Annotated in this window: 13 protein-coding genes; 8 read left to right on the plus strand and 5 right to left on the minus strand. The window is 71.6% G+C overall.

The features are described from left to right. Window positions 1-8 precede the first annotated feature (8 nt). From ACGFNP_RS19620 to ACGFNP_RS19630, 3 genes are read left to right on the plus strand one after another with little or no spacing between them, the layout of a single operon-like run. The gene (locus tag ACGFNP_RS19620; RefSeq protein ID WP_393320287.1) at window positions 9-674 is read left to right on the plus strand and encodes a PIG-L deacetylase family protein; all 666 of its coding nucleotides are present in this window, start codon (window positions 9-11) and stop codon (window positions 672-674) included. Next, complete coding sequence (locus tag ACGFNP_RS19625) at window positions 671-1,612, plus strand: methionyl-tRNA formyltransferase (protein ID WP_393320290.1); 942 nt, start codon at window positions 671-673, stop codon at window positions 1,610-1,612. Before ACGFNP_RS19620 ends, ACGFNP_RS19625 begins: the two co-directional genes overlap by 4 nt. Then, the gene (locus ACGFNP_RS19630; protein WP_393320293.1) at window positions 1,597-3,225 is read left to right on the plus strand and encodes a hypothetical protein; all 1,629 of its coding nucleotides are present in this window, start codon (window positions 1,597-1,599) and stop codon (window positions 3,223-3,225) included. The genes ACGFNP_RS19625 and ACGFNP_RS19630 overlap by 16 nt, the downstream gene beginning before the upstream one ends. On the opposite strand, the gene ACGFNP_RS19635 is transcribed toward ACGFNP_RS19630, so the two are convergent. The 3 genes from ACGFNP_RS19635 to ACGFNP_RS19645 are packed head-to-tail and all read right to left on the minus strand — an operon-like array spanning window position 3,204 to window position 6,572. Next, on the minus strand, window positions 3,204-5,099 hold the full coding sequence (locus tag ACGFNP_RS19635; RefSeq protein WP_393320296.1) for a N,N-dimethylformamidase beta subunit family domain-containing protein: 1,896 nt from the start codon (window positions 5,097-5,099) through the stop codon (window positions 3,204-3,206). The genes ACGFNP_RS19630 and ACGFNP_RS19635 overlap by 22 nt on opposite strands. After that, window positions 5,096-6,340: a condensation domain-containing protein gene (locus tag ACGFNP_RS19640; protein WP_393320299.1), complete on the minus strand. Its 1,245-nt coding sequence runs from the start codon at window positions 6,338-6,340 to the stop codon at window positions 5,096-5,098. Before ACGFNP_RS19640 ends, ACGFNP_RS19635 begins: the two co-directional genes overlap by 4 nt. After that, complete coding sequence (locus tag ACGFNP_RS19645) at window positions 6,333-6,572, minus strand: acyl carrier protein (protein WP_393320302.1); 240 nt, start codon at window positions 6,570-6,572, stop codon at window positions 6,333-6,335. Before ACGFNP_RS19645 ends, ACGFNP_RS19640 begins: the two co-directional genes overlap by 8 nt. A gap of 145 nt (window positions 6,573-6,717) precedes the next feature. Here ACGFNP_RS19645 and ACGFNP_RS19650 point away from each other — a divergent pair, with 145 nt between their 5' ends. The 5 genes from ACGFNP_RS19650 (at window position 6,718) to ACGFNP_RS19670 (ending at window position 22,131) form a co-directional block, all read left to right on the plus strand. Beyond that, complete coding sequence (locus tag ACGFNP_RS19650; RefSeq protein ID WP_393320305.1) at window positions 6,718-8,127, plus strand: class I adenylate-forming enzyme family protein; 1,410 nt, start codon at window positions 6,718-6,720, stop codon at window positions 8,125-8,127. A gap of 2 nt (window positions 8,128-8,129) precedes the next feature. Beyond that, entirely contained in the window at window positions 8,130-9,614 is a 1,485-nt protein-coding gene (locus tag ACGFNP_RS19655) for a condensation domain-containing protein (protein WP_393320308.1), read from the plus strand. Then, window positions 9,611-15,724, plus strand: a complete 6,114-nt coding sequence (locus tag ACGFNP_RS19660; protein ID WP_393320311.1) for an amino acid adenylation domain-containing protein — start codon at window positions 9,611-9,613, stop codon at window positions 15,722-15,724. Before ACGFNP_RS19655 ends, ACGFNP_RS19660 begins: the two co-directional genes overlap by 4 nt. Next, window positions 15,721-21,057: an amino acid adenylation domain-containing protein gene (locus ACGFNP_RS19665; protein WP_393320314.1), complete on the plus strand. Its 5,337-nt coding sequence runs from the start codon at window positions 15,721-15,723 to the stop codon at window positions 21,055-21,057. Before ACGFNP_RS19660 ends, ACGFNP_RS19665 begins: the two co-directional genes overlap by 4 nt. A gap of 177 nt (window positions 21,058-21,234) precedes the next feature. Continuing rightward, window positions 21,235-22,131 carry a LysR substrate-binding domain-containing protein gene (locus ACGFNP_RS19670; protein WP_358316706.1) on the plus strand — a complete coding sequence of 299 codons (897 nt, stop codon included), beginning with the start codon at window positions 21,235-21,237 and terminating at the stop codon, window positions 22,129-22,131. A gap of 39 nt (window positions 22,132-22,170) precedes the next feature. Here the strand turns inward: ACGFNP_RS19670 and ACGFNP_RS19675 are convergent, their stop codons facing one another. Continuing rightward, the gene (locus ACGFNP_RS19675) at window positions 22,171-23,442 is read right to left on the minus strand and encodes an NAD(P)/FAD-dependent oxidoreductase (protein WP_393320317.1); all 1,272 of its coding nucleotides are present in this window, start codon (window positions 23,440-23,442) and stop codon (window positions 22,171-22,173) included. A 130-nt stretch (window positions 23,443-23,572) separates the two neighbouring features. Beyond that, window positions 23,573-24,136, minus strand: a complete 564-nt coding sequence (locus ACGFNP_RS19680; RefSeq protein ID WP_358316700.1) for a YceI family protein — start codon at window positions 24,134-24,136, stop codon at window positions 23,573-23,575. Window positions 24,137-24,189: the final 53 nt, after the last annotated feature.

The raw sequence follows: 24,189 nt of genomic DNA on the forward strand, positions 1-24,189 counted from the left end.
GTGTGCTGGTGATCTCTCCCCACGCCGACGACGAGGTACTCGGCTGCGGCGGCCTGATCGCCGCCCAGGTCGAGGCGGGGGCCGAGGTCCACGTCCTGTATCTGGCGGTCGACGGGATGCGGCACTACGGCCTCGACGGTGCCACCAGCTATCGGCAGCGGCTGGACGAGATCGAGGCCGTCCGGTCCACGCTGGGCTTCACGTACGACATCGCGTACGGCGACCTGGACCTGACCGAGCGGCTGGACACGCTGCCGCGCCGGGAGCTGGTCGACCTGTTCGAGCGGGCGCTGAACGAGCGGCGGCCCGACCTGCTGCTGCTGCCGAGCTTCGCCGACTACGACCAGGATCACCTGGCGGTGTTCGGCGCCGGGTTCGCGGCGGCCCGGCCCATCGCCCAGCAGTTCGGCAAGTGGCTGGTGCCGACCGTGCTGCTGTACGAGATGTCGAAGATTCAGTGGGCAGCCGAGCCGATGCCACGTTCCACGGCGTTCTGCGACATCAGCTCCCATATGGCACGCAAGCTGGAGGCGCTGCGCGGCTACCAGAGCCAGCACCGGCCCTCGCCGCACATCAGGAGCGAGGAGTCGGTGACGGCACTGGCGACGCTGCGCGGGGCGGAGATCGGAGTCACTCACGCCGAAGCGTTCGGCGTACTTAGGGAGGTCCTGTGAAGAAGTTCGCCTTCTGCACCGGCATGGAATTCGCGGCCCCGGCCGTGGACGTGCTGGCTGCTCAGGGCACTCCCCCGGCGCTGCTCATCGGCTATCCGCCCGAGTTACAGCACCGCTCGGGCTACGCGCCGCTGCGGGAGGCGGCGGAGAAGTACGACATCCCGCTGCTGGAGACCGCCGACATCAACGACGGCCGGGCGCACGAGCTGGTCACCAGCCTGGGCATCGACCTGTTCGTGGTGGCCGGCTGGTCGCAGCTGGTCCGCGAACCGCTGCTGTCGGCGTGCCCGCTCGGCTCCGTCGGGCTGCACCCCACCCGGCTGCCCGAGGGCCGGGGACGGGCGCCGCTGCCCTGGACGATCATCAAGGGCATCCGGTCGAGCGCGGTCAGCGTGTTCTTCCTGAACGAAGGCGCCGACGAGGGCGAGCTGATCGCCCAGCGCGAGTTCGCGGTGAGCCGTCGCGACGACGTCACCGAGGTCTACCGCAAGGTGACCGAGATCAACATCGAACTGCTCGCCAAGTACGTCCCACTGCTGCTCGCCGGCCAGGTGGTGGCCCGCCCGCAGCCGCCGGGCGGCTCCGTGTGGGAACGGCGGCGGCCGGAGGACGGCCTGATCGACTGGACCAAGTCCGCGAGCGAGGTCTACGACTGGGTACGCGCGCTGGCCGCGCCGTACCCGGGAGCCTTCACCTTCGTCGGCGGACGCAAGCTGTTCGTGCACAGCGCCGACCTCATCGAGTGGGGCGACCACCGGGAGCCGCCGGGCACCCTGCTGGCGCCGGTCTGGTCGACCGGCAGCGCCGGAGTCCTGGTGGCGTGCGGCTCCGGGCTGCTCGTCGTCCGCGAGGCGCAGTGGGAGGGGACCGGACGGCGTGACACGCTGGCCCTCCTGGAGGCGGGCGAACTCGCGGCCGGCACATGCCTGGGGACGTAACGCTCACCGGGGCGGTGATGGCGCATCCCAAGCGCAGGGAGGCGGCCATCAGGCTGGCGGGCGGTGTCCTGGACGTGGTCACCGACCCGGATCCGAGCGGGCGGCCGTCGGCGTTCCGGACGTCACTGCTGGCCTGGTCGAGCATCCCCGAAGGCGCCACGCACCACGTACTGCTGCACGACGACATGGTGCTGTCCGGCACGTTCTTCGAGCGGGCGACGATGGCCGCCCAGGCCATGCCGGACGCGGCGCTGGCGCTGTTCGCGTTCTGGAACTCGCGCAACGGCGCCGCCGTACGGCTGGGCGCGCTCGCCGGGGCACGCTGGGTGCGCGGGGCCGGGGAGTACACGCCCGTCGCGGCGCTGCTGCTCCCCCGCCGGGTCGCCGAGGGGTACGTGGAGTGGGCCCGCGATCGGGGCGACACGTGGCCGGACGACGTGCTGATGGGCCGCTATCTCCGGCAGGCCGGCGTGCCGGTGTACGTCGCGGTGCCCAGCCTGGCCGAGCACGAGGACCTGGCGAGCCTGGTGGAGAACGACTTCCAGGGCCTGCGGCGCTCGCCCTGCTTCTTCGCCGACGATCCGCTCTCCCGTGAGGATCGGCTGCTCGGGTCCTTGGCCGCGATCCCGTTCTTCAAGCGAGGGGTGGCGCAGTGCGCGGTGCCCGGCGCTTCGGGGTGGCGGGACATCCGGTGCGAGGACTACCTGGACGGGCGCGGCTTCGACGTCGATGCTCTGCGCGCGCGGTACGAGGGCCCTTGGTGGCAGCTCTGGCTGACGGCCTTCACGATGGGCGTGGTGGGGGAAGGCTCCGGGGATCCTCGGGTGGTGGATCGGGCGCTGGAGACCATGGGGCCCGGGGGGCTCTGTCATGAGCTCGGGTCGCGCGAGCTGGCCCGGCTGTCGGACGAACTGCTCGGCGTTTCGCGGGCCGGGCTCGCGGCGGGGCGCGCGGCGTCTCCGCAGGCTGTGGAACGGCCGACGGTGGCCGTGACCGGGGCTGACACGTGGCTGCGCGAGCAGGTCACGTGGGCGCTCGCCGACCGGGGGTACCTGGGTGCCGATGATCCCGACGCGGTGGTGCACGTCTGCGCGCTGGACGGCGATCCTGATGAGGAGGTACGGCTGGCGCGCGCGGCCTTCTCGGGCTTCGGCGGGCGGAAGGTCTTGGTCGGCTCGCGCGGGATGGAGGTCGAGGACGCGGTGGTGTTGCGTCTCGGCGAGCCGTACGGGCCGGGGATGCCGCAGGGCGGGATCGTGGCGGACTCAGTGCTGCGGTCGTCGCTGAACCGGCCGCTGCGGGCCGGTGACGGGGTCCTGCGACTGGTGCATGTACGGGATGTCGCCGCTGCCGTCATCGCCGCTCTGGCCCGTGGGGCCGGGGTGTTCGACATCGCCGGCCCGGAGCCGGTGAGCGGGTGGGAGTTGGCGAAGGCGGTGGCCAAGGCGGTCCGGCCCGTGCCGATCGAGGGCGCCTCGGGTGTGGCGGCGGCGGGAGCGGTGGTGAGCGTCGAGCGGGCCTTCGGTGAGCTGGGGTGGCGGCCGGAGGTGGAGCTCGACTACGGACTGCACACGTGTGCGCAGTGGCTGGCCTACGAGAGCGACCGCCAGTAGAGCCGTCCGTCGGGGGCCGCGATGACGAGCCGTCCTGAGGCGGCGGCCAGCGCTGAAAGGACCGGGGCTGGGCCGAGGTCGGTCCAGTCGGTGTTGTGGCGGTCGACCGGTCTCGTCAGCACGCGGTCGGCCGCGATGGCGTACAGGCGGCCGTTCATCGCCGTCAGGCTCGTGGCTCTTCCCCCGGTGCCCATTCGGGTCCAGGTGGCGTCCGTGAGGCGGCGGATGGGGAGGTGCCAGAGTTCGTCGTCCGAGGTGACGGCGAACAGGGCCTCGTCGGCGGCGGCCAGGCCCGTGGCGTGCTCCGGGGCTCGGCTGACGTCCGCCCACGGGGCGGAGGTGAGGACGGGGTCGCGGTAGCGGATGGCGCCGTCGGGGGCCAGGCCGTACAGGCCCGCCGGTGGGCCGCCGTGGGCCTCGCGGGGGGCGGCGAGCGCCAGGGCGTCGGTGGTGTCGATCGGGCGCCAGGGCAGGTTCTGGCCGGACAGGTCACGCGCGCTCAGCACCCCGCCGGCCCCGGCCGCGAACAGCCGGTTCTCACACACGACGAGCGCGACCGGCTGCGACTGGACTTCCACAGGAGGGGCCATGGGAGGCCCGGCCGTCGCGGGCCGGGATTCCGGGGCTGGGAGCAGCGGGGTGGCCGAGGCCGGGTGCGCGGGGCCGACTGGGCCGATGTCCTCCCACAGGGGTGGGCCCGGGGGGCGGGAGAGGTGGTTCAGGACGTTGCGGGTGATGTGGGACAGGATCGGGTCGGTGGCCAGGGTGTTGCCCCAGTTGATGGTGCCCGCGTTGAAGATCGTCCCGGCGCCCAGCCGGTGCACCCCCATGGTGGCCGCGCCACCCCTGCCGTACCTGCGCCAGTGCGACAGGTCCGCCGTGGCGAGGACGACGAACGACGGCGGGGTGCCGTCGCGGCCCGTGGCCCGGGGGACGCCGTCCAGCCACTCCAGGTCGGCGGCGTCCGTCTCGTAGCCGAGCGCGCCCCTGCCGAACGTGTCGCCGTCTCGCAGGCCGGTGCCCGCGTAGACCCAGTGGTCGGTGAAGCGCGCCGTGTAGGACTCCTGGGACATCACGCGCGAGTCGACCCAGCAGCCGGCGCCGTTGCGGAAGGTCAGGCCGGTGAGGGTGTTCTCGGGGCGGTTGACGGGGTCGCTGGGCCACTCGACCGTGGTGCGGCCGGGGTCGGTGCGCGAGAGGGGGTCGGCGACGGCGTCGCGGTAGCAGACCATCGTCCGGAGGTCGTCCTCGAAGCGGACCTGCCACCAGCAGGTGTTTCCGGAGAATATGGCGATATTTCCACCGGCCCGCGCGAACGCCTCCACCGCGTCCCGCATCTCCCACGACCAGTACTCGTCGTGCCCGTTGATCACCAGCAGCCGGTAACGGCTCAGCAGGTCGAGACCGTCGTGCAGGTCCAGCCCCGAGCAGTAGTCGACGGCGTACCCCGACGGCCCGAGCCAGCGCAGCAGCCCGAGCTCCCACTCCTCGACCTGCGGCCCGGCGCCCGGCCGGTCGAAGCTGACCTTGACCGCGCGATCGGGCTGCTCGGACTGGTAGAGCCCCTCACCGGGCACGCCGGGCCGGTTGTACGCCTCCCAGGTGGGAAAGGGAATCGCCACCATCACCGGCGAAGCAGGAACCCGACCACGTACGACGAAATATGCGGACGAATCGTCTAGGACGGCGCGATAGAGCGAGCTGGGCCAGTCCGTGCCCACCTTGAGCGTCCAGGTGTCGCCCTCGGCCGTGTCCCGGAACACGACCCGCCCCGTCGGCACGTCCTCGACCAGGATCGCGCCCCCGCCCGCGCGCAGGTGGAACCGGAGCGTCTCCCCCTGCGCGCACGACGTGGCCGCCGCGTACAGGCTCACGCGAACGCCGCCTCGACCAGCATCGACTCCATGTCGAACAGGAAGCGCTCGATCCCCGGCGGCGCGAGCAGCCCGGTGTCGGCGTACAGCGACACCTCCATCCGCCCCGGCTCGCCGCCGACGTGCAGCCGGAAGTCGCAGATGTTGCGGTCCATGGTGTCCGTCCAGACCAGTTCGGTCCGGCCCATTGAGGAGCGTACGGCCCGTTCGTCCAGACCTGTCACCCCGTCGCGCTGCACCAGCCGCTGGTCATTGAAGCAGCCGAACGACCTGATCCCCGGCCCCACGGCCGACACCGCCTCCTCCATCGCGTACGGATCGAACTGGGCCTGCCGGTACGCCCGCACGGCCACCTGCCAGCCCTGCCGGACCAGCTCCCCGAAGTCCGGCGTACCGAGGTCGAGCAGCACGAGCCCCTCCTGCGAGATCGTCGAGACCACGTCGCGGCGCTCGGCCGCGAACCGGTTGTTGACGATCACCCGCATGCCGCAGAACCGCTGGCCCGTGAGCCGCCCGGCGAGCTTGACCGCGGCCGTGAGCAGCACCGTCGAGGAACTCACCCGCTCGCGCGCGGCCACGGCCTGCGCCGCCGCGGCGATGGCCGCGGAGGTCATCGTGGCCTCCCAGAACCTCGGGCGCCGCGGGACGTCCGACAAAGCCACGGGATCCATGCGCCGGTATTCGGACAGCCAGAAGGCCAGGGCATCGTCGGACGTACGCTTGCCCTCGGCCGAGCGCTGCCACTCGGCGAGCTCGCGCGGCGTGGCGCTCTCCACCGGTGGCAGCGAGTCGCGCAGCAGGAGCAGCCGGAAGTCCTTCACCAGGAGCTCGGCCGCGTGCCCGTCGGCGGCCAGGTGACAGACCACCAGCACGACATGCCGGACATAGTCGCCAGTCACGAGGAACGCCACCCGCAGCGGCCACTCCTCCCAGTAGTCGAACGGCTCGGCCGACAGCCGGTCGCACACCACCTGAGCGGATTCGTCCGTCACCTCGACGTACGGCCGGGCGATGGGTGAGATCCGCTGCCGGGGGCAGTCGCGGGGGCCGCTGAGCCGGGTGCGCAGCGCCTCGTGCCTGGCGACGAGCTCGTCCAGGGCCTTGATGGCGCGCTCGACGGTGACGGGCCGCTTCGGCGCGGCGAAGATCCGGCCGATGTTGAGATAGTGCTCCTGTGGCCGCGCCGCCACGACGGCCCGCCAGATGTCCTGCTGCCCCCAGGTGAGCGGCGACTCAAGCATGGAGCCGTAAGTAGTCCACCAGCTCGTCCAGGCTGTCGGCCGAGGCCAGGTCCAGCTCGACGCCGAACTCCGCCTCCACCGCGTCGATCAGCCTGAGATAGCCGAGTGAGGTGACGCCGAGATCGGCCAGCCTGGCCTCTCCGGCCAGCACCTCTTCGGCCTCGACCGCGCCGTCGGTGGCCTTGGCGACCATGTCGGCGAGCCGTCCGCGTAGTTCCCCGTCCGTCTGCACCTGGCAAAGCCCTCCCGTTTTCAGGGAAATCCGGGGCGAGTGTGTCACGCGGGGCCAGACGGCGGCAAGCGTCTGCCGGTAAGGGGTTGACGCATTTGTGCATTTTTTCTAGCGTCTTGCGGCAGCCCGATAATAATTTTGGGGGGTGGTTCAGTCGGCTCAGACTGTTCCTGCTCTGCTGAGCTCACGAGCCGCCACCGACCCCGACCACGAGGCCCTCATCGTCGCCGGAACGGGCGGCCTGACACTCGGCGAGTGGGACGAGCGCTCCAACGCCGTCGCCCACGACCTGCTCGACCAGGGCGTACGGCGAGGTGACCGGGTAGCGCTGGTGTTCGGCGGCCGTGACTGGCTCGACTACGCGGTGAACTGGATGGCGGTGCTGAAGGCGGGCGCCGTCGCGGTGCCGCTGTCGGACCGCCTGGCCGCCCCGGAGCTCGCCCACCTGATCGGGCACTGCGGCGCGACCACGACCATCCGAAGCGGCGAAGAACTCAGCGGCCCGTCCGCACCCGTCCCCGTCGAGGTCGATCCGCTCGATCTCGCCCAGATCCTCTACACCTCCGGCACCACCGGGCAGCCCAAGGGCGTGGCGGCGAGCCACGCGAACCTCACTTCCCCGCCCGTCCACCCCAAACGCCGCCCGTTCGCTCACTCCCGGCATCTCGTGCACGCCTTCCCCATCGGCACGAACGCCGGCCAGGTCATGCTGCTCCACGCGCTGACCGCCGCGCCCACCGTGGTCACGCCGCCGCTGTTCACGCCGGCCCGCTTCGCGGCGCTCGTGGAGTCGTACGCGGCCGGGACCGTGTTCGTGGTGCCCGCGATGGCCATCGAACTGCTCGGCGCCCGGGTCCAGGACCGCCACGACCTGTCGAGCGTGCTGCTGCTCGGCTCGGCCGCCGCCGCGCTGCCGCCGAAGGTCGCGGCCGAGCTGACCGAGGCGTTCCCGAACGCGACGGTCGCGAACTACTACACCTCGACCGAGGCGGCCCCCGCCCAGACCATCATGATCTACGACCCCGACCGGCCGGGCGCGCTCGGGCACGCGGCCGGCAGCCTGAAGATCGCGGACGCCGACGGCGACCCGGCCGCGCCGGGCGAGACCGGTGAGGTATGGCTGCGCGCCGCCGCGCACTCCCGCGCCTACTACGGCGAGCAGCGGCACGACACCTTCCAGGACGGCTGGGTACGCATGGGCGACCTCGGCTACCTCGACGACGACGGCTACCTGTACCTCGTCGACCGGGAGAGCGACGTGATCAAGTCGGGCGCCTTCAAGGTCTCGACGATCCAGGTCGAGGCCGCGCTGCACGAGCATCCGGCCGTGTCCGAGGCGTCGGTGTTCGGGGTGCCGCACCCGGTCATGGGCATGGCGGTCGCGGCGGCGGTCGTGTCCCGCGAGCCGGTGACGCTGGCCGGCGTACGGGCCTTCCTGGCCGAGCGGCTCGCCCAGCACGAACTGCCCACCCGGCTGCTGTGCGTGGACGCGCTGCCCAGGAACGCCGCCGGAAAAGTGATCAAGCGAGAACTGCGCGGTATGGCAGAGGAGTGAGCATGGTCCTGGCATCGCAGGCACAGCACGGGATGTGGATCACCGAGGTGATGCACGGCACCGGCACGGCCTACCACATGCCGTTCGCCATGTGGTTCGACGGGCCGCTGGACCGGGAGGCGATGCTGGCGGCGTGCCGGGCGGTGCTCGCGCGGCACCCGGTGCTGAGCCGCGCCTTCGAGGAGCGCGACGGCTCGCTGCACCTGGTGCCCGCCGAGGCCGGGCCGCCGGTCGCGTTCGTCCTGGAGCCGGACCCGGCGGCGCTGATCGAGCGGGAGATCGCGCGGCCCTTCTCGCTGTCCGCCGGGCCGCTGGCCCGGTTCACGCTGGCGGAGGTCTCGGCGTCGCGGCACCTGCTGCTGTTCGTGGGGCATCACCTCGTCTTCGACGGCATGTCGAAGGACCTGCTCGTACGGGATCTCGCCGCCGCCTACTCCGGGGCGTCCGCTCCGCCGCTGCCCATGCCGTACGGGGCGGCGGAGAAGCCGTCGCCGGAGGCGGAGGCGTACTGGCGGGCCCGCTGGCACGAGGTGCCACAGGTGGTGATCAACGGGGTGGCCAGGACGCCACGGCTGGCCGAGCGAGGCGAGACCGTGCTGCTCGACCTGACCCACGACATGCCGGATTTATCCGGTGTGACGAGATTCGAGGTCTTCCTCGCCGCGGTGCACGCGCTGCTTCACCGGTACGGCAACGCCGACCCGTCCGTGGCGGTGGCCATGTCGACCAGGACCGCTGAGACCCGGGACCACATCGGCCTGTTCGCCACCGAGCTGCCCGTGTTCTCGTCCAGGTCCGGGGGCTCCTTCCGCGAACTGGCCCTGGGCCTCAGGAGCGAGTTACGCGAGCTGAACGCCTTCCGCGAGGTGCCCCTGGCCAGGGCGGTGGGCGGGATCAAGCCCCGGGTGGCGCTGGCCCCGGTGTCCATCAGCTTCCGGCGACGCGCGCCCGAACAGGTCTTTCCCGGGCTGGAGCTGTCGGTGGAGTGGAAGATGTCCAACCACATGGTCAGGAACGTCCTCCACCTCCAGGCGGTGGACGGCGACGACGGGCTGCGGCTGACGCTGCACTACAGCCCGGAGGTCATCGCCCGGCAGGACGTCGAGCTGGCCGGGGAGCACCTCAGGAAGGTACTGCGGGCGGTCGCCGAGGACCCGGACGTACGGGTCGCCGACCTGCCGCTCCCGGTCGCCGCCCAGGTCACCACCGCGGCCGCTCCCCTGGCCGTGCCGGATGCCGTCCCGGTGGCCGGCGAGGCCGAGGCGGAGCTGGTCGAGCAGGTGCGGCTGATCTGGATGGAGGTCCTGCGGATGGACCACATCGCGCCGGACGAGGACCTCTACGACCTCGGCGGGCATTCGCTGACCATCACCCAGATCAGTGCGCGGATCAGGAAACGGCTCGGGGTGGAGGTGCCGTTCGACGTGTTCCTCGACGATCCGACGATCACCGGGGTGGCGGCGGCCATCGGCGGGCTGCGGTCATGATCTCTCTGGGCCAGGAGCGGCTCTGGTTCCTGCAGCGGCTCGATCCGCTGGACGCGGCCTATCGGGTGGCGGTGGTGCGGCGGTTGCGGGGGGCGCTCGACGTCGAGGCGCTGACGGGGGCGTTCGGGGATGTGGTGGGGCGGCATGAGTCGTTGCGCACGAGATTCCCCGACCAGGACGGCCTGCCGGTCGCGGTGATCGACCCACCGGGGGCGGTGCCGGTGGAGCTCGTGACCTTTGAGCGACCGGTGCTCGACGAGGTCATGCGGCTGCTCGAAGAGCGGGCCAACACGCCGTTCGACCTCGCCGCCGCGCCGCCCCTGCGGATCACGCTGGTCCGGTTGGCGGACGACGATCACGTACTGTGCGTGGTGCTGCACCACATCATCGGCGACGGCTGGTCCCTGAACGTGTTGATGGACGACCTGGCCGCCTTCTACCTCGCCCGCACGGAGGGCGTACCGCTCTCGCTGCCCGAGTTGCCCGTCCGCTACGCCGACTACGCCGACGAGCAGCGGGTCTCCGACGCCGACGTCGAGTACTGGACGGGCAGGCTCGCCGGGGCGCGGCCGCTGGAACTGCCCACGGACCGGCCGCGTCCCGCCCAGCGGAGCAGCGCGGGTGACGAGGTGGGGTTCGACCTGTCGCCCGAGATCGCCGGGGCGTTGTCCCGGCTGGCCAGGGCCGAGCGCTCGACGGTGTTCATGGTGCTGCTGGCCGCGTACCAGGTGCTGCTGGCCAGGCATGCCGGGCAGGACGACATCGTGGTCGGCTCGCCCACCGCCGGTCGCGACCGGCCGGAGCTGGAGCCGATGGTCGGGCTGTTCGCCTCCACGCTGGTGCTGCGGGGGGATCTGTCCGGGGATCCGCCGTTCGCCGAGCTGCTGCGCCGTACCCGCCGTACCGTGCTGGAGGCGATGGCACATCGCGAGGTGCCGATCGAGCGGGTGCTGTCCGCGCTCGACATCGAGCGCGATCTGTCGCGGACGCCGCTGTTCCAGGCGATGCTGGCGCTGCACAACTCCGCAGTGGGGTACGCGGAGGCGGAGTCGTTCGCCGGGATGGAGAGCCTGCCGTTCGCCCACGGGGCGCCGCCGGCCATGGTGGACCTGCGGATGGATCTCTGGCCGTCGGGCGGGGGGTGGCACGGTGCGCTCTTCTACAGCACCGAGCTGTTCGACCGGGAGACGGTGACGCGGCTCGTGGCCCGCTTCCAGACGTTGCTCGCCTCGATCCTCGCCGCCCCCGGGGCTCGGCTGTCGGAGCTGGAGCTGCTGCCCGCCGCCGAACGCGAGCTGCTCGACCGGACCTGGAACAGCACCGCCCTCGAAGTGCCTGCCGGGACCGTCGTGGACCTGGTCATGCGGCAGGCCGGGCTGCGGCCGGACGCGGTCGCCGTCTCGTGCGGCGAGAACCACCTCACGTACGCGGCCCTCGCCGCGCAGGCGGTGCGGGTCGCGGGTGAGCTGCGGGCACGGGGGGCTGGGCCCGGATCCGTGGTGGCCGTCCGCCGGCGGCGGTCGGTGGAGCTGCCCGGGATCCTGCTCGGCGTGATGCTGGCGGGTGCCGCCTATCTGCCGATCGACCTGGCGCTTCCGGCTGACCGGGTGGCGTACGTGCTGGCGGATTCGGGAGCCCGGTTCACACTGGACGACCCCTCTGTTGTCGCCCCTGAGTCCGTCGGCCCTGGGCCCGACTGCGGGTCGGCCGCCTACGTGCTCTACACCTCCGGCTCGACCGGTCGCCCGAAGGGGGTGGCCGTGCCGCACTCGGCGCTGGTCAACCTGCTGGCCGGGATGGAGCGGCTGCTCGGCGCCCGGCCGGCGGACGTCTGGCTGGGCAGTACCTCGCTCTCCTTCGACATCGCGGGGCTGGAGCTGTACCTGCCGCTGGTGACCGGTGGGCGGCTGGTGCTGGCCGATGACGAGACCGTGCGTGACGGTGCCGCGCTGGCCGGACTGATCTCCACAGCGGGCGTCACGCACGTGCAGGCCACCCCGTCGGGCTGGAACATGCTGCTCTCCGCCGGGCTCGACGCCTCCGGGCTGGTGGCGCTGGCGGGTGGCGAGGCACTGCCGCTCGCGCTGGCCAGGCGGCTGCGGCGGCGGGTGGCGCGGCTGTTCAACATGTACGGGCCGACGGAGACCACGATCTGGTCCACCGCCTGGGAGGTCCCCGCCGAGCCCGGCCGGGTGAGCATCGGGCGGCCGATCGCCAACACCCACGTCCACGTGCTCGACGGCTCCGGCGCGCCGGTGCCGATCGGGGTGCCCGGTGAGCTGGCGATCGGCGGGGCCGGGCTCGCGCTCGGCTACCTGGGCAGGCCGGACCTGACCGCCGAGCGCTTCGCGAACGGCCTCTACCGGACCGGCGACCGGGTCAGATGGCTGCGCGACGGCACCCTGGAGTTCCTCGGCCGGGGCGACGGCCAGGTGAAGCTGCGCGGGCACCGGATCGAGCTGGGCGAGATCGAGACCGTGCTGGAGTCGCATCCAGACGTCCGGCAGGCGGCTGTCGTCGTCCACAGAGAGGAACTGGTCGCCTATGTGGTGACCAACCGAACCGCTGGGCCGATGGACCGCGCGGCCGACTCGTCCGACCTGCTTGAGCACGCGGCCGGGTGGTTGCCCGCCTACATGGTGCCCGGGGTCGTGGTGACGCTTGACGCGTTGCCGATGACGGCCAACGGCAAGGTCGACCGGCTGGCGCTGCCCGAGCCGGCGGGGCCCGTGGCGGGACGGGGTGGCAAGCCGCGTACCGTCCGGGAGCGGCAGGTGGCCAGGATCTTCGGCGACGTCCTCCGGATCGGTGACCTCGGCGCGGACGACGACTTCTTCGCCTTGGGCGGGCACTCGCTGCTGGCCACGCAGGTGATCGCCCGGCTGGAGGCGGCGGGGACGACGGTGCCGTTGCGGACGCTGTTCGGGCAGCCGACGGTGGCCGGGTTCGCGGCGACGCTGGAGGACCTGCCCGACGAACCGGGCCGCCCGCTCGCACCGCGACCGCCCGGCTCGCTGCCTCCGCTTTCGGCCGCTCAGGAACGGCTGTGGTTCCTCCACCGGCTGGATCCCGGCGATGCCTCGTACAACATGTACATCGTGCGCAGGCTCCGCGGCCCCCTCGACCCGGAGGCGCTGGGACGGGCGCTGACCGCGCTGCTCGCCAGGCACGAGTCGCTGCGCACGCGCTTTCCCGAGGTGGACGGGCGGCCGGTCGCCGTCGTCGAGCGCGCCGCGCCCGCCGCCGTCGAGCGGCTCGACGCGCGGGACGAGGCGGAGGCCCGCGCGCTGGTGGCCGCCCGCACCAATGCCCCACTTGATCTTGGTACGGCGCCGCCACTGCGGATCACGCTGATCCGTCTGGGCGGGGACGACCATGTGCTGTGCGTGGTGCTCCACCACATCATCGCCGACGGCTGGTCGATCACCGTCCTCCTGAACGACCTCGCCGCGTTGTACGCCGGGTCAGAGGGCTTGGCGCCGCTGGTCGTACAGCATGGGGATGTCGCGCGTTGGCAGCGGGAGCAGGACGGGAGCGCGGCGCTGGAGTACTGGCGGGAACGGCTGGCCGATCCGCCCACGCTGGCGCTGCACACCGACCGGCCGCACACGCCGGGGCCCGCGCGGGGTGACTTCCATCTGCTGGACATCCCCGACGAGCTGGCCAGGGCGCTGGACGCGACGGCGCGGAGGCAGCGCAGCACGTTGTTCATGGTGCTGCTGACGGCGTATCAGGTGCTGCTGGCGCGGCACACCGGACAGACGGACATCCTGGTCGGCTCGCCCACCGCCGGGCGGGGCCGGGTGGAGCTGGAGCCGATCGTCGGGTATCTCAGCACCACGCTGGTGCTGCGCGGCGACCTGTCCGGGGACCCGACGCTGGAGGAGCTGCTGGCCAGGACGCGGCGGACCGTGCTGGACGCGATGGCGCATCAGGACGTGCCGTTCGAGCGGCTGCTGGCGGACCTGGATATCGAGCGGGACATCAGTAGGAAGCCGATGTTCCAGACGATGCTCACGTTGAACAGCCAGACGGCCGGCGGGGAGCAGGATCGGCTCGCCGACGATCTGGAAATGTCGTACTTTGACGACGGTTATCGGCAGGCCAAGTTCGACCTGGTGGTGGAGGCTTGGCGGGCGCCGGGGCGGCTGCGGATGGCGTTCGGGTACGACGCGGGGCTGTTCGACGCGGGGACGGTGGCGGGGCTGGCGGAACGGTTCGCGGTGCTGTTGCGCGGGATCGCCGACCCGGACAACCGGCACGCCCGCCTGTCGGCCCTGCCGATGCTCACCACCGCCGACGCCGCACTGATCGCTTCGGCGAGCGGCGACGAGAACACCGAGTCGAGCACCCCGGATGTCGACGCGTCGGCCATCGGTGTGCCGGAGATGATCGCGGAGGCCGTCGCCGCCCATCCCGAGGAGACGGCCGTCGTCTGCGGGTCCGAGAGCGTGACCTACGGCGAGCTGGCCGAGCGGGTGTCCCGGCTGGCCGCCGAGCTGGCCGGGCGCGGCGCGGGCCCCGGCGACATCGTCGGCCTCCACCTCGGCCGGTCGATCGACGCGGTGGTGGCGATGCTGGCGATCTGGCGCACCGGAGCCGCGTACCTGCCGCTCGACCCCGCCTACCCCGCCGCCCGCCTCCAGCACATGATCACCACGAGCGGCGCCCGCCTGATCCTCTCGGACGACCTGACCACCACGGACAGCCCGCGCACCGGAGACCCCGGCCTCGCCTATGTCATCTACACCTCCGGCTCCACCGGCGCCCCCAAGGGGGTGGCGGTCGAGCACGCCGGCCTGGCCGCCCGGGTCCGGTGGATGCGCCACGAGTACGGCCTGCGGCCCGGCGACCGGGTCGTCCAGCTCGCCTCCCTCAGCTTCGACACCCACGCCGAGGAGCTCTACCCCGCCCTGACCACCGGCGCCACGGTCGTGCTGGTGCCCGACGGCGGCGCCACCCTGCCCGACCTGCTCGCCGGACGTCCCGACATCACCGTGCTCGACCTCCCGACGGCCTACTTCCACCACCTCGTGGACCTGATCGACGAGATCGCCTGGCCGCCGGCCCTCCGTCTGGTCGTCATCGGCGGCGAACAGGTCCACGCCACCTCCCTGACCCGCTGGCGGCGACGTTTCGGGGATCGGGTACGCCTGGTCAACACGTACGGCCCCACAGAGACCACGATCGTCGCCACCGCCGCCGACCTGACGGGCGAACCGGACCCGCACCCGCCCATCGGCCGCCCCATCCACGCCACCACGGTCCGCGTCCTCGACCCCCACGGCGCGCCCACGCCGCCCGGCGCCCCCGGCGAGCTGTACATCGGCGGCCCCGGCGTCGCCCGTGGTTACCTCGGCCTGCCGGAGCTGACGGCCCAGCGCTTCGTCCGGCTCCCGGACGGCGACCGGTACTCCCGCACCAGCGACCAAGCGCGGCTCCCTGACGGCGGCCGCTACTTCCGTACCGGCGACCGGGTGCGGCTGCGCCCCGACGGGCTGCTGGAGTTCCTCGGGCGCCTCGACGAGCAGGTCAAGGTGCGGGGCTTCCGCATCGAGCCGGGCGAGGTCGAGCACTGCCTGCGCACGCATCCGGATGTGCGGCAGGCCGCGGTGGTCGCCAGGGACGGCGAGCTGGTCGCCTATGTCGTGGGCGAGGCGGCCGAGCTGGCCGAACACGTGGCCGGGCGGCTCCCGCCGTACCTGGTCCCCGCTCATTGGGTGGTGCTCGACGCGCTGCCGCTGACCGCGAACGGCAAGCTCGACCGTGGCGCGCTGCCGGAGCCTGGCCGCGCCACCGGGACGGACGCCACGCCGCCGCGTTCGGACGCGGAGGAGCTGGTCGCCGACGTCTGGGCCGAGGTGCTCGGCGCGGACAAGGTCGGCGCGTTCGACGACTTCTTCGCGCTCGGCGGGCACTCGCTGCTCGCCATCAGGGTGGCGGCCCGGCTGCGGGCGATCGCGGGGGTGGATCTGCCGATCCGTACGCTGTTCGCCCGCCGTACCGTCGCCGAACTGGCGCGCGCCGTCGAGGAGGCGCTGGTGGCGGAGGTGGCCGGGCTGTCCGACGAACAGGTGTTGAGCATGCTGGACCCGGAGGGCACGCCGTGACCGAGCTGACCGAGGCCCAGCGGGCGCTGCTGACCCAGCGGTTGCGGCGGCGCAGGAGCGTGCCGACGATTCCGGCGCTGCCGGACGGTCAGGCGCCGCCGCTGTCCTATGCGCAGGAGCGGCTGTGGTTCATGGAGCAGTACGCGCCGGGGAACCCCGCGCACACGATCCCGTTCGTCCGGCGGCTGCGCGGCCCGCTCTTCGCCTCTTTGTTGGGCGACGCGCTGAACCGGATCGCCGCACGGCACCAGCCGTTGCGGACCCGGTTCCCGGTCGGCGACGACGGGCAGCCCACGGTGACGGTCTCGGCCGACAGCACGGTCCCGCTCACCATCTCCTCCGCCGACGACGACGCCGAGGCGCGGGTTCTGGTCGACGGCTTCCTCGCCGAGCCGTTCGACCTGGTGACCGGCCCGGTGATCAGGGCTCTGCTGGTACGGCTGGCAGCCGATGACCACGTGCTCGCCATCGCCGTCCACCACATCGCGGCCGACGGCCGGTCCGCGAACGTCCTGCTCCGCGAGATCCTGACCTGCTACGACCGGGATCCCCTGCCCGAACTGCCCGTCACCTACGGCGACTTCGCCGCCTGGCAGCGCGCGCGACCCGGCGGCGCGGACGACGTCGCCTACTGGCGGGAAAGGCTGGCCGGCCTGCCGCCGCTTGAGCTGCCGACGGACTTCCCCCGGCCGCCGGAGCTGACCTACCTCGGTGCGGCCCACCCTTTCGCGATCGACTCCGACCTGGTCGCGCGACTGGACCGGCTCGGGCGGGAGCACGGCGCCACCCCGTACATGGTGCTGCTGGCGGCCTTCGCGGCGCTGCTCGGCCGGTACGCCGGGCAGGAGGACGTGGCGGTCGGTTCGCCCGTGGCCGGGCGGTCGCTGCCGGAGCTGGACGGGCTGGTCGGGTGCTTCATCAACATGCTCGCGATGCGGGTGGATCTGTCGGGCGATCCGTCGTTCCTGGAGTTGCTCCGCCGGGTGCGAGACCTGGGCATGGACGCCTACGAGCATCAGGAGCTCCCGTTCGAGCGGCTGGTGTCGGAGCTGAACGTGCCGCGGGAGGTGTCGCGGTCGCCGCTGTTCCAGGTCCTGTTCGCGATGCAGAACTACGGAGGTGGCGACGAGGCTTCCGGTGAGCTGACCGTCGAGGGATTCTCGCCGGGGGTGTGGGCCACCCGGTTCGATCTGGAGCTGTACACCGGAGGCGATGGTTCCTTCCTGTTCGTGTACAACGTCGCGTTGTTCACCGCTGAGCGGATCACGCGCATGGCCGGGCATCTCAGCACCCTGCTTGAGGGGATCGCGGCTGATCCGTCCGCCCCCTTCTCCACGATCGAACTGCTCACCGGTCCCGAACGCGAGGAACGGGAGCGGTGGAACGACACCGGGCTCGATCTCGGCGAACCCGGCCTGTTGCACCGTCCGTTCGAAGAGCGGGTGCCGTACGCGCCCGATGCCGTCGCGGTGGCCCACCCCGGCGGCGCGATCACGTACGCGGAGCTGGAGCGGCGGGCCGCGCTGCTGGCCGCCGAGCTGACGTCGGCGGGCGTGGGGCGCGGCGAGCTGGTCGCGGTCGTGATGGAGCGGGGGTGGGAGCAGGTCGTCGCGGTGCTGGCCGTCAACAAGGCCGGAGCGGCCTACCTGCCGATCGACGCGGACCTACCGGAGCAGCGGCGCTTCGAGCTGATCGCCCGCGGTGAGTGCCGGGTCGCGGTGACCCAGCCGTGGCTGGACCTGACCTGGCCCGCCGACGTGACCCGCGTCCCGGTGACTCCGTCGGACGCTCCCATGGCCGCCACCTCTGAGTGCCCGGCGGCACCCCACGACCTCGCGTACGTGATCTTCACCTCGGGCTCGACCGGCACCCCCAAGGGCGTGATGATCGAGCACCAAGCCGCCCTGAACACCATCCGCGACCTCAACCACCGCTTCCACGTCGGCCCGGACGACCGCATCCTCGCCCTGTCGGCCCTCAGCTTCGACCTCTCCGTGTACGACGTCTACGGCGCCCTGGCCACCGGCGCCACCCTCGTCATGGGCGAGCCGTCGGCCGACAAGGACCCCGCCGCCTGGGCCCGCCTGGTCACCGAGCACCGCGTCACCGTCTGGAACTCCGTCCCCGCCCTCATGGAGCTCCTGGTCGACCACGCCGAGCACGAGGGCACCGACCTCAGCTCGCTGCGCCTGGTGCTGATGTCCGGCGACTGGATCCCGCTGACCCTCCCCGACCGGATCCGCGCCCTGGCCCCCGAGGCCGAGATCATCAGCCTGGGCGGCGCCACCGAAGGCTCGATCTGGTCCATCTTCCACCCGATCGGCGAGATCGAGCCGGGCTGGTCGTCGATCCCGTACGGCCGTCCGCTGGCCAACCAGTCATTCCACATCCTGGACCGCGGCCTGTGCGACGTGCCCATCGGCGTGCCCGGCGACCTGTACATCGGCGGCGTGGGCGTGGCCACCGGCTACTGGCGCGACCCGGAACGAACGGCCGCCGCCTTCATCGTCCACCCCCGCTCCGGCGAGCGCCTCTACCGGACGGGGGATCTGGGCCGCTACAGCCCGGACGGCACGATCGAGTTCCTCGGCCGCGCCGACGCGCAGGTGAAGATCCGCGGTTACCGCATCGAACTGGGCGAGATCGAAACCCACCTCTCCCGCCACCCGGACGTGTCCGAGTGCGTGGTCACCACCTATGGCTCGGGCACCCAGGCCCAGCTGGTGGCGTACGTGGTGGGCCAGGTGGATCCGGTACGCCTGCGCGGCCATCTCGCCGAGACGCTGCCGGCGTACATGATCCCCACTCGTTTCGTCCCCCTCCCCCACCTGCCCCTGACCGCCAACGGCAAGGTGGACCGGCGCCGCCTTCCCGCCCCGACGTCACCTGCGGAGGGCGGGGGTGCGCACACCCCGCCGACCACGGAGGCGGAGCGCCTGGTCGCGGCGGTCTGGGCCGAAGTGCTCGACTCCGGCGCGGCCCTCGGGGTCGATGATGATTTCTTCGACGTCGGCGGCCACTCCCTGCTGGGGATCAAGGTGGTGGCCAGACTGCGCCGAGTGCTCCCGCCCGGTGCGGCGCCCATCGCCGTGGTGGACCTGTTCAAGCACCCGACCATCCGCGAACTGGCCGCGCTCGTCGACGGCACCACCACCGCGTCGCGCGGGCTGCTGCACGAACTGACGCCGCGCCGGACCTCTCCCCCTGAGCTCACGTACGTCTGCGTCCCGTACGGCGGCGGTGCGGCGGTGGTCTATCAGCCGCTCGCCGACGCCCTGCCCGGCGCGTACGCCCTGTGGTCGCTGGCCATCCCCGGGCATGACGTCGGGCTGGACGAGGAGCGGCTGCCGCTGGACGAGGTGGCAGCCCGGTGCGTGAGCGAGATCCAGGAGAAGGTACGCGGGCCCGTGGCGCTGTACGGGCACTGCGGCGTGGGGTCCGCCCTGATCGTCGAGATCGCGCGGCGGCTGGAGGCGGAGGGGCGCGAGCTCGAAGCGGTGTACATCGGGGCGATCTTCCCCTTCGCCCGCCCGGGTAACGGGCCGATGGCGCTGCTGTCCAAGCTGGCCAGGCGCGAGTTCCTGCGCAGCGACCGGAGCTATGTCAACTGGCTGACGTCCATGGGCCTGGACATGGGCGACCTGGAGCCGGGGCAGGCCCGGCACATCATCAGGAACATGCGGCGCGACAGCGAGGCCGCGGAGGAGTATTTCACCGGGCTGTTCGAGGGCTCGGTGGAGCGGCTGCGGGCGCCGATCATCAGCGTGGCGGGCGAGCACGATCCGGCGACCGAGTTCTTCGAGGAGCGGTATCGCGAGTGGCACTTCCTCGCGCCCACGGCCGCCGTGGTGGAGCTGGACGAGGCCGGACACTTTTTCCTGAAATATCGGGCTGCTGAGCTCGCCGAGATCGTCACCCGTACCCACGTCGCCCTTGAGGATCCTCCTAGCGGTGAAAGCTGGCGGGTGCGGGAGGTGTCGCGGGACCGGGAACGGGCTGTCGCGACCGGGCCGCAGCCGAGTATGAAGCGGTTCATGGCCGTCGCCAGTGGTCAGTTGGTGTCCATCCTGGGGTCGGCGCTGACCGGGTTCGCCATTCCCCTCTGGATCTATCTGGCCACGGGCTCGCTGGCGCAGTTCGCCCTGCTGTCCGTGGTCGGGCTGGTCCCGGGGATGGTGGTGGCGCCGCTGGCGGGTGCGATCGTCGACCGGGGGAACCGGCGGGCCGTCATGCTCGGCGGTGACGCCGCCGCCGTCGGCACCCAACTCGTCTTCGGGGCGCTGCTCTGGACCGGGAACCTGCGGACCTGGCAGATCTACCCCCTCCTCGCGCTGCTGTCCGTGGCGCTCACGTTCCAGCGGCTGGCGTACACCTCGGCCGTGCCGCAGCTCGTCCCCAAGCGGTATCTCGGGCACGCCAACGGCATCGTGCAGATGGCCGGTGGCATGACGCAGTTGCTCGTGCCCCTCGCGGCCGTCGGGCTGATGGCGGTGATCGGGCTGGAGGGGATACTGGCGCTCGACGTGGCCAGCTACGTGTTCGCGATCGGGGTGACGTCGCTCGTGCGCTTCCCCGCCGCGATGGCCTGGCGCCGCAAGGAGCCGGTCCTGACGGAGATGGCGGCCGGGTTCCGCTACTCCTGGGGGAACCTGGGGTTCCGGCAGATGCTCCTCTACTTCGCGGTGCTGAACGTCTTCCTGTCGCCCCTGTTCCTGCTGATCTCGCCGCTGGTGCTCTCCTTCGGCACGCTGGACGACGTGGGCCGGATCTCCTTCGTGTCCGGGCTGGGGGTCTTCCTCGGCGGTCTGACCATGACGGCCTGGGGCGGACCGGGCCGGGGGCGGATGCGGGCGGTGCTGTGGTGCACGCTGGCGCTGGCGGGGTTCTGCCTGGTGACGGGGCTCCGGGCGGATCTGGTGACGATCGGGATCGGGGCGTTCGGGATGTCGCTCTGGGTGACGCTGCTGAACGGCATCTACGCCACGATCGTGCAGGTCAAGGTGCCGCAGCGGTTCCACGGGCGGGTGTTCGCGCTGAACACGCTGATCGCCTGGTCCACACTGCCGCTCGGCTTCGGCCTCGTGGCGCCGTACGGCGCGGCGGTCTTCGACCCACTGCTCGCCCCCGACGGCCCGCTCGCCCCGACCGTCGGAGCCCTCATCGGGACCGGCGCCGGACGTGGGGTGGGGCTGATGTACGTGCTGTTCGCCGTGGCGATGGCGGTGCTCGCCGCGGTGGCGCTGCGCTCGCGGCTGCCGGGACTGCTCGACGGGAGCGCCGACGCGACTCCGGACGACCTGGTCGGGCTACAGGCTCTCGGGCGAAGTCTCTAGGGTCAAGGGCTCAACCGAACAGGTCCACCAGCACCGCTTGTGCTCTTCACCGGGGAAAAACCGTTGTCCCATGAGGGATCCTCCCCACTCGATGTGCGAACAGATCCAGAAACCATGGCTTACAGGCTATCTTGATTATGGTTAATATCACCGGAGTGCTATATATCTGGAGGCGCGATGGAGTTGAACTCGCTCAGGCAGTTCCTGGTGGTGGCGCGGCTGGAACACCTCAGCGGCGCGGCCGAGGAGCTTCGCGTCGCCCAGCCGTCGCTGAGCCGTACCATCGCCCGGCTGGAGAGCGAGCTGCGCACACCGCTGTTCGACCGGAGCGGCCGGCTGCGGCTGAATGACGCGGGCAAGCTCTTCCGCGATTACGTCGAACGCTCCCTGGGTGAGCTGGATGCGGGGCGGCGAGCCGTCGCCGAGGCCGTCAGCGAGGGTGTGGGCACCGTACGACTTGCGTCTGAGACCTTCCTCACGCTCACCGGGCCGCTGGCGGCCTTCAAACGAGCTCACCCGACCATCGAGGTCGAACTCCGCTGGATGGCGGCCGAGGACATGGGCCGTCACCTGCGGGCCCAGGACGTTGACCTGTGCGTCGCCTCCCAGCCGATCCCCGCTGAGGGCCTGGAGGCGGTCCAACTGCTCGATGAGGCAGTCGGTGTAGCCATGCCGCTCGACCATCCGCTGGCGAGCCGTACGTCGGTGAGCATCGACGAGCTCACCGGCCAGCCCTTCGTCAGCGCCCGCAAAGGGCACTGGCAACGCCGGCTCCTGGACCGGCTTTTCGCCGCACGAGACCATACCCCGAAGATCGTCTGCGAGGTCGACGAGCCCAGTGCCATCGCGGCCCTGATCAGCGCGGGGCTTGGCATCGGTCTCGTCCCCGCCTTCGCCCGGACCGGCTCCACGCGGGTCCCCGCCGCCTGGGTCCCTGTCGGCAGCCCTGACTGCCGACGCGCGGTCACCCTGTACTGGGGCGCCGGCAGCCACCTGTCCACCGCCGCCCGCCTGATGCGCACCACGATCGCCAACTGGAACTGGATCACCGGCGAACCACAGGAGAAGCGCTGATGACGCGCTTCATGATCGTCACATTGTCGGGTGTCCTCCTCACCGGCGTTGCTGAGGTTGGAGATTCCGGTGGGGACTCGGCGCGTTCGGCAGAAGGTTCGGCAAGGGCGTGTCGGGGTCGGCGAGTTGTTGCGGGTCGGCGGGGTGCCCGGTGGCGATGAGGGTGCGCAGGTGATCGGCGGCGCCCCACTGGTCGATGGTCAGGGCGGCCACGGGGATGCGGCGGTCGAGCCAGAACGCGGTGAATCCGTAAGTGGCGTGCCCGCCGCGGGTGATGATGCGGTCCCAGGTGGTGGGGAGTCCGACGTATTCGAGGGTGGAGCCGTACTGGGTGGAGAAGAGGTAGGGGACGTGGTCGATGGTGGTGGGTTCGCCGAGCAGGGTGGCCGCGGCGGCGGTGCCGTGGATCGCGGCGTTGTCCCAGTGTTCGATCCGTACCGGGTTCAGGTAGCGCGGGTGCTGGTGGCGGGCGACGTCGCCGGCGGCCACGGCGGCCGGGTGCGAGGTGCGCAGGTGCTCATCGGTGATGATGCCACCGTCGACGTGCAGTCCCGCTGCCTGGGCGAGTTCGGTGTTGGGGGCGGCGCCGACGCCGACGATGACGAGGTCGGCGGGGATCGTCCGTCCGGTGATGGTCTGGACGGCTTCGACCGAGCGCGTGCCGAGGATGGCCTCGACGCCGTCGCCGAGGAGCAGGTTCACACCGTGGTCGCGGTGGCGGCGGGCGATGAGGCCACCGATCTGGTCGCCCAGCACGTAGTAGAGCGGGGTGGGCAGGGGGTCGATGACGGTGGTGTGGTTGCCGAAAGTACGACTGGCGGCCGCGAGTTCGGAGCCGAGCCAGCCGGCGCCGATGACGACGACATGGCCGGCCGCACGCAGGGCCGCGGCCAGGTGTTCGCTGTCGTCGCGGTTGCGCAGGTAGCAGACGCCGTCGAGATCGGCGCCCGGCACCTGGAGGCGGCGCGGGCGGGCGCCGGTGGCGATCAGCACCCGAGCGAAGGGGAACTCGGTGCCGTCGGCCAGCCATACCCGCCGGGCGTCCAGGTCGAGGGCGGTGGCGGGCGCGCCGAGTGCCAGCGTGACGTCCTGGTCGGCGTAGAACTGCGGCTTCAGGACGTCGAGGTCGCCGGGCCCGGTGATGCCCAGGAGGTAGCCCTTGGACAGGGCAGGGCGCTGGTACGCCAGATGGGGTTCGTCGCCGATGAGGGTGATCGGACCGTCGTAGCCGTGGTCGAGGCGCAGGGCCTGGGCGGCCTTCGCGCCGGCCAGGCTCGCTCCGATGATGACGATGCCGGCATCGGCGCTCATGGCAATCCTCCTAGCTCGACGAGGCCCTGGACCAGAGCGGCGGTGTCCCGATCCCGCTCGGTCGAACCGCGGAATCGGGACACCACCCGATCGGTGGATGGGGGCCTTGCGGGCTGCCCGTCCGGTCGAGTCACTTCTGGAGAACGGCCTGGATCTCGAGGCTGATCGACACCTTGTCGCCGACTACGACGCCACCGGCCTCCATCGGGGTACTGATGTCAATGCCGAAGTCGCGCCGGTTGATCTCCGCGGTCGCGGAGAAGCCGGCCCGCTGTGCACCCCACTGGTCCGGGCCGAACCCGTTCACCTCGACGGCCAGCGGTAGCTGCCGTGTGACGCCGTGCAACGTCAGCTCACCGTCGATGGCCCAACCGTCGCGGGTCTGGCGGATGCCGGTCGAGCGGTAGCTCATCGTCGGGTACTTGTCGATCTCGAGGTAGTCGGCGGTACGAAGGTGGTTGTCACGTATGTCGTTGCCGGTGTCGATGGACGCGAGGTCGATCGTCGCGGTCACCGACGAGCCCAGCAGGTCCTCGCTCGTGACGATCGTGACGTCGTAGGTGGTGAACCGGCCACGGGTCTTGCTGATCATGAGATGACGGACAGTGAAGGCGATCTCGGAGTGCACCGGGTCGGCTTTCCAGGTGCCGGCCAGATAGCCCGGGATCTCGACGGTCGCGGGGACGGGGGTCATGGCTTCCTCCATGGATGGGGTGCCGCGGCGACGCGGCGCAGGCGGGGGTGGCG

The organism is Nonomuraea sp. NPDC049269 (assembly GCF_043197155.1).
Lineage (GTDB): Bacteria > Actinomycetota > Actinomycetes > Streptosporangiales > Streptosporangiaceae > Nonomuraea.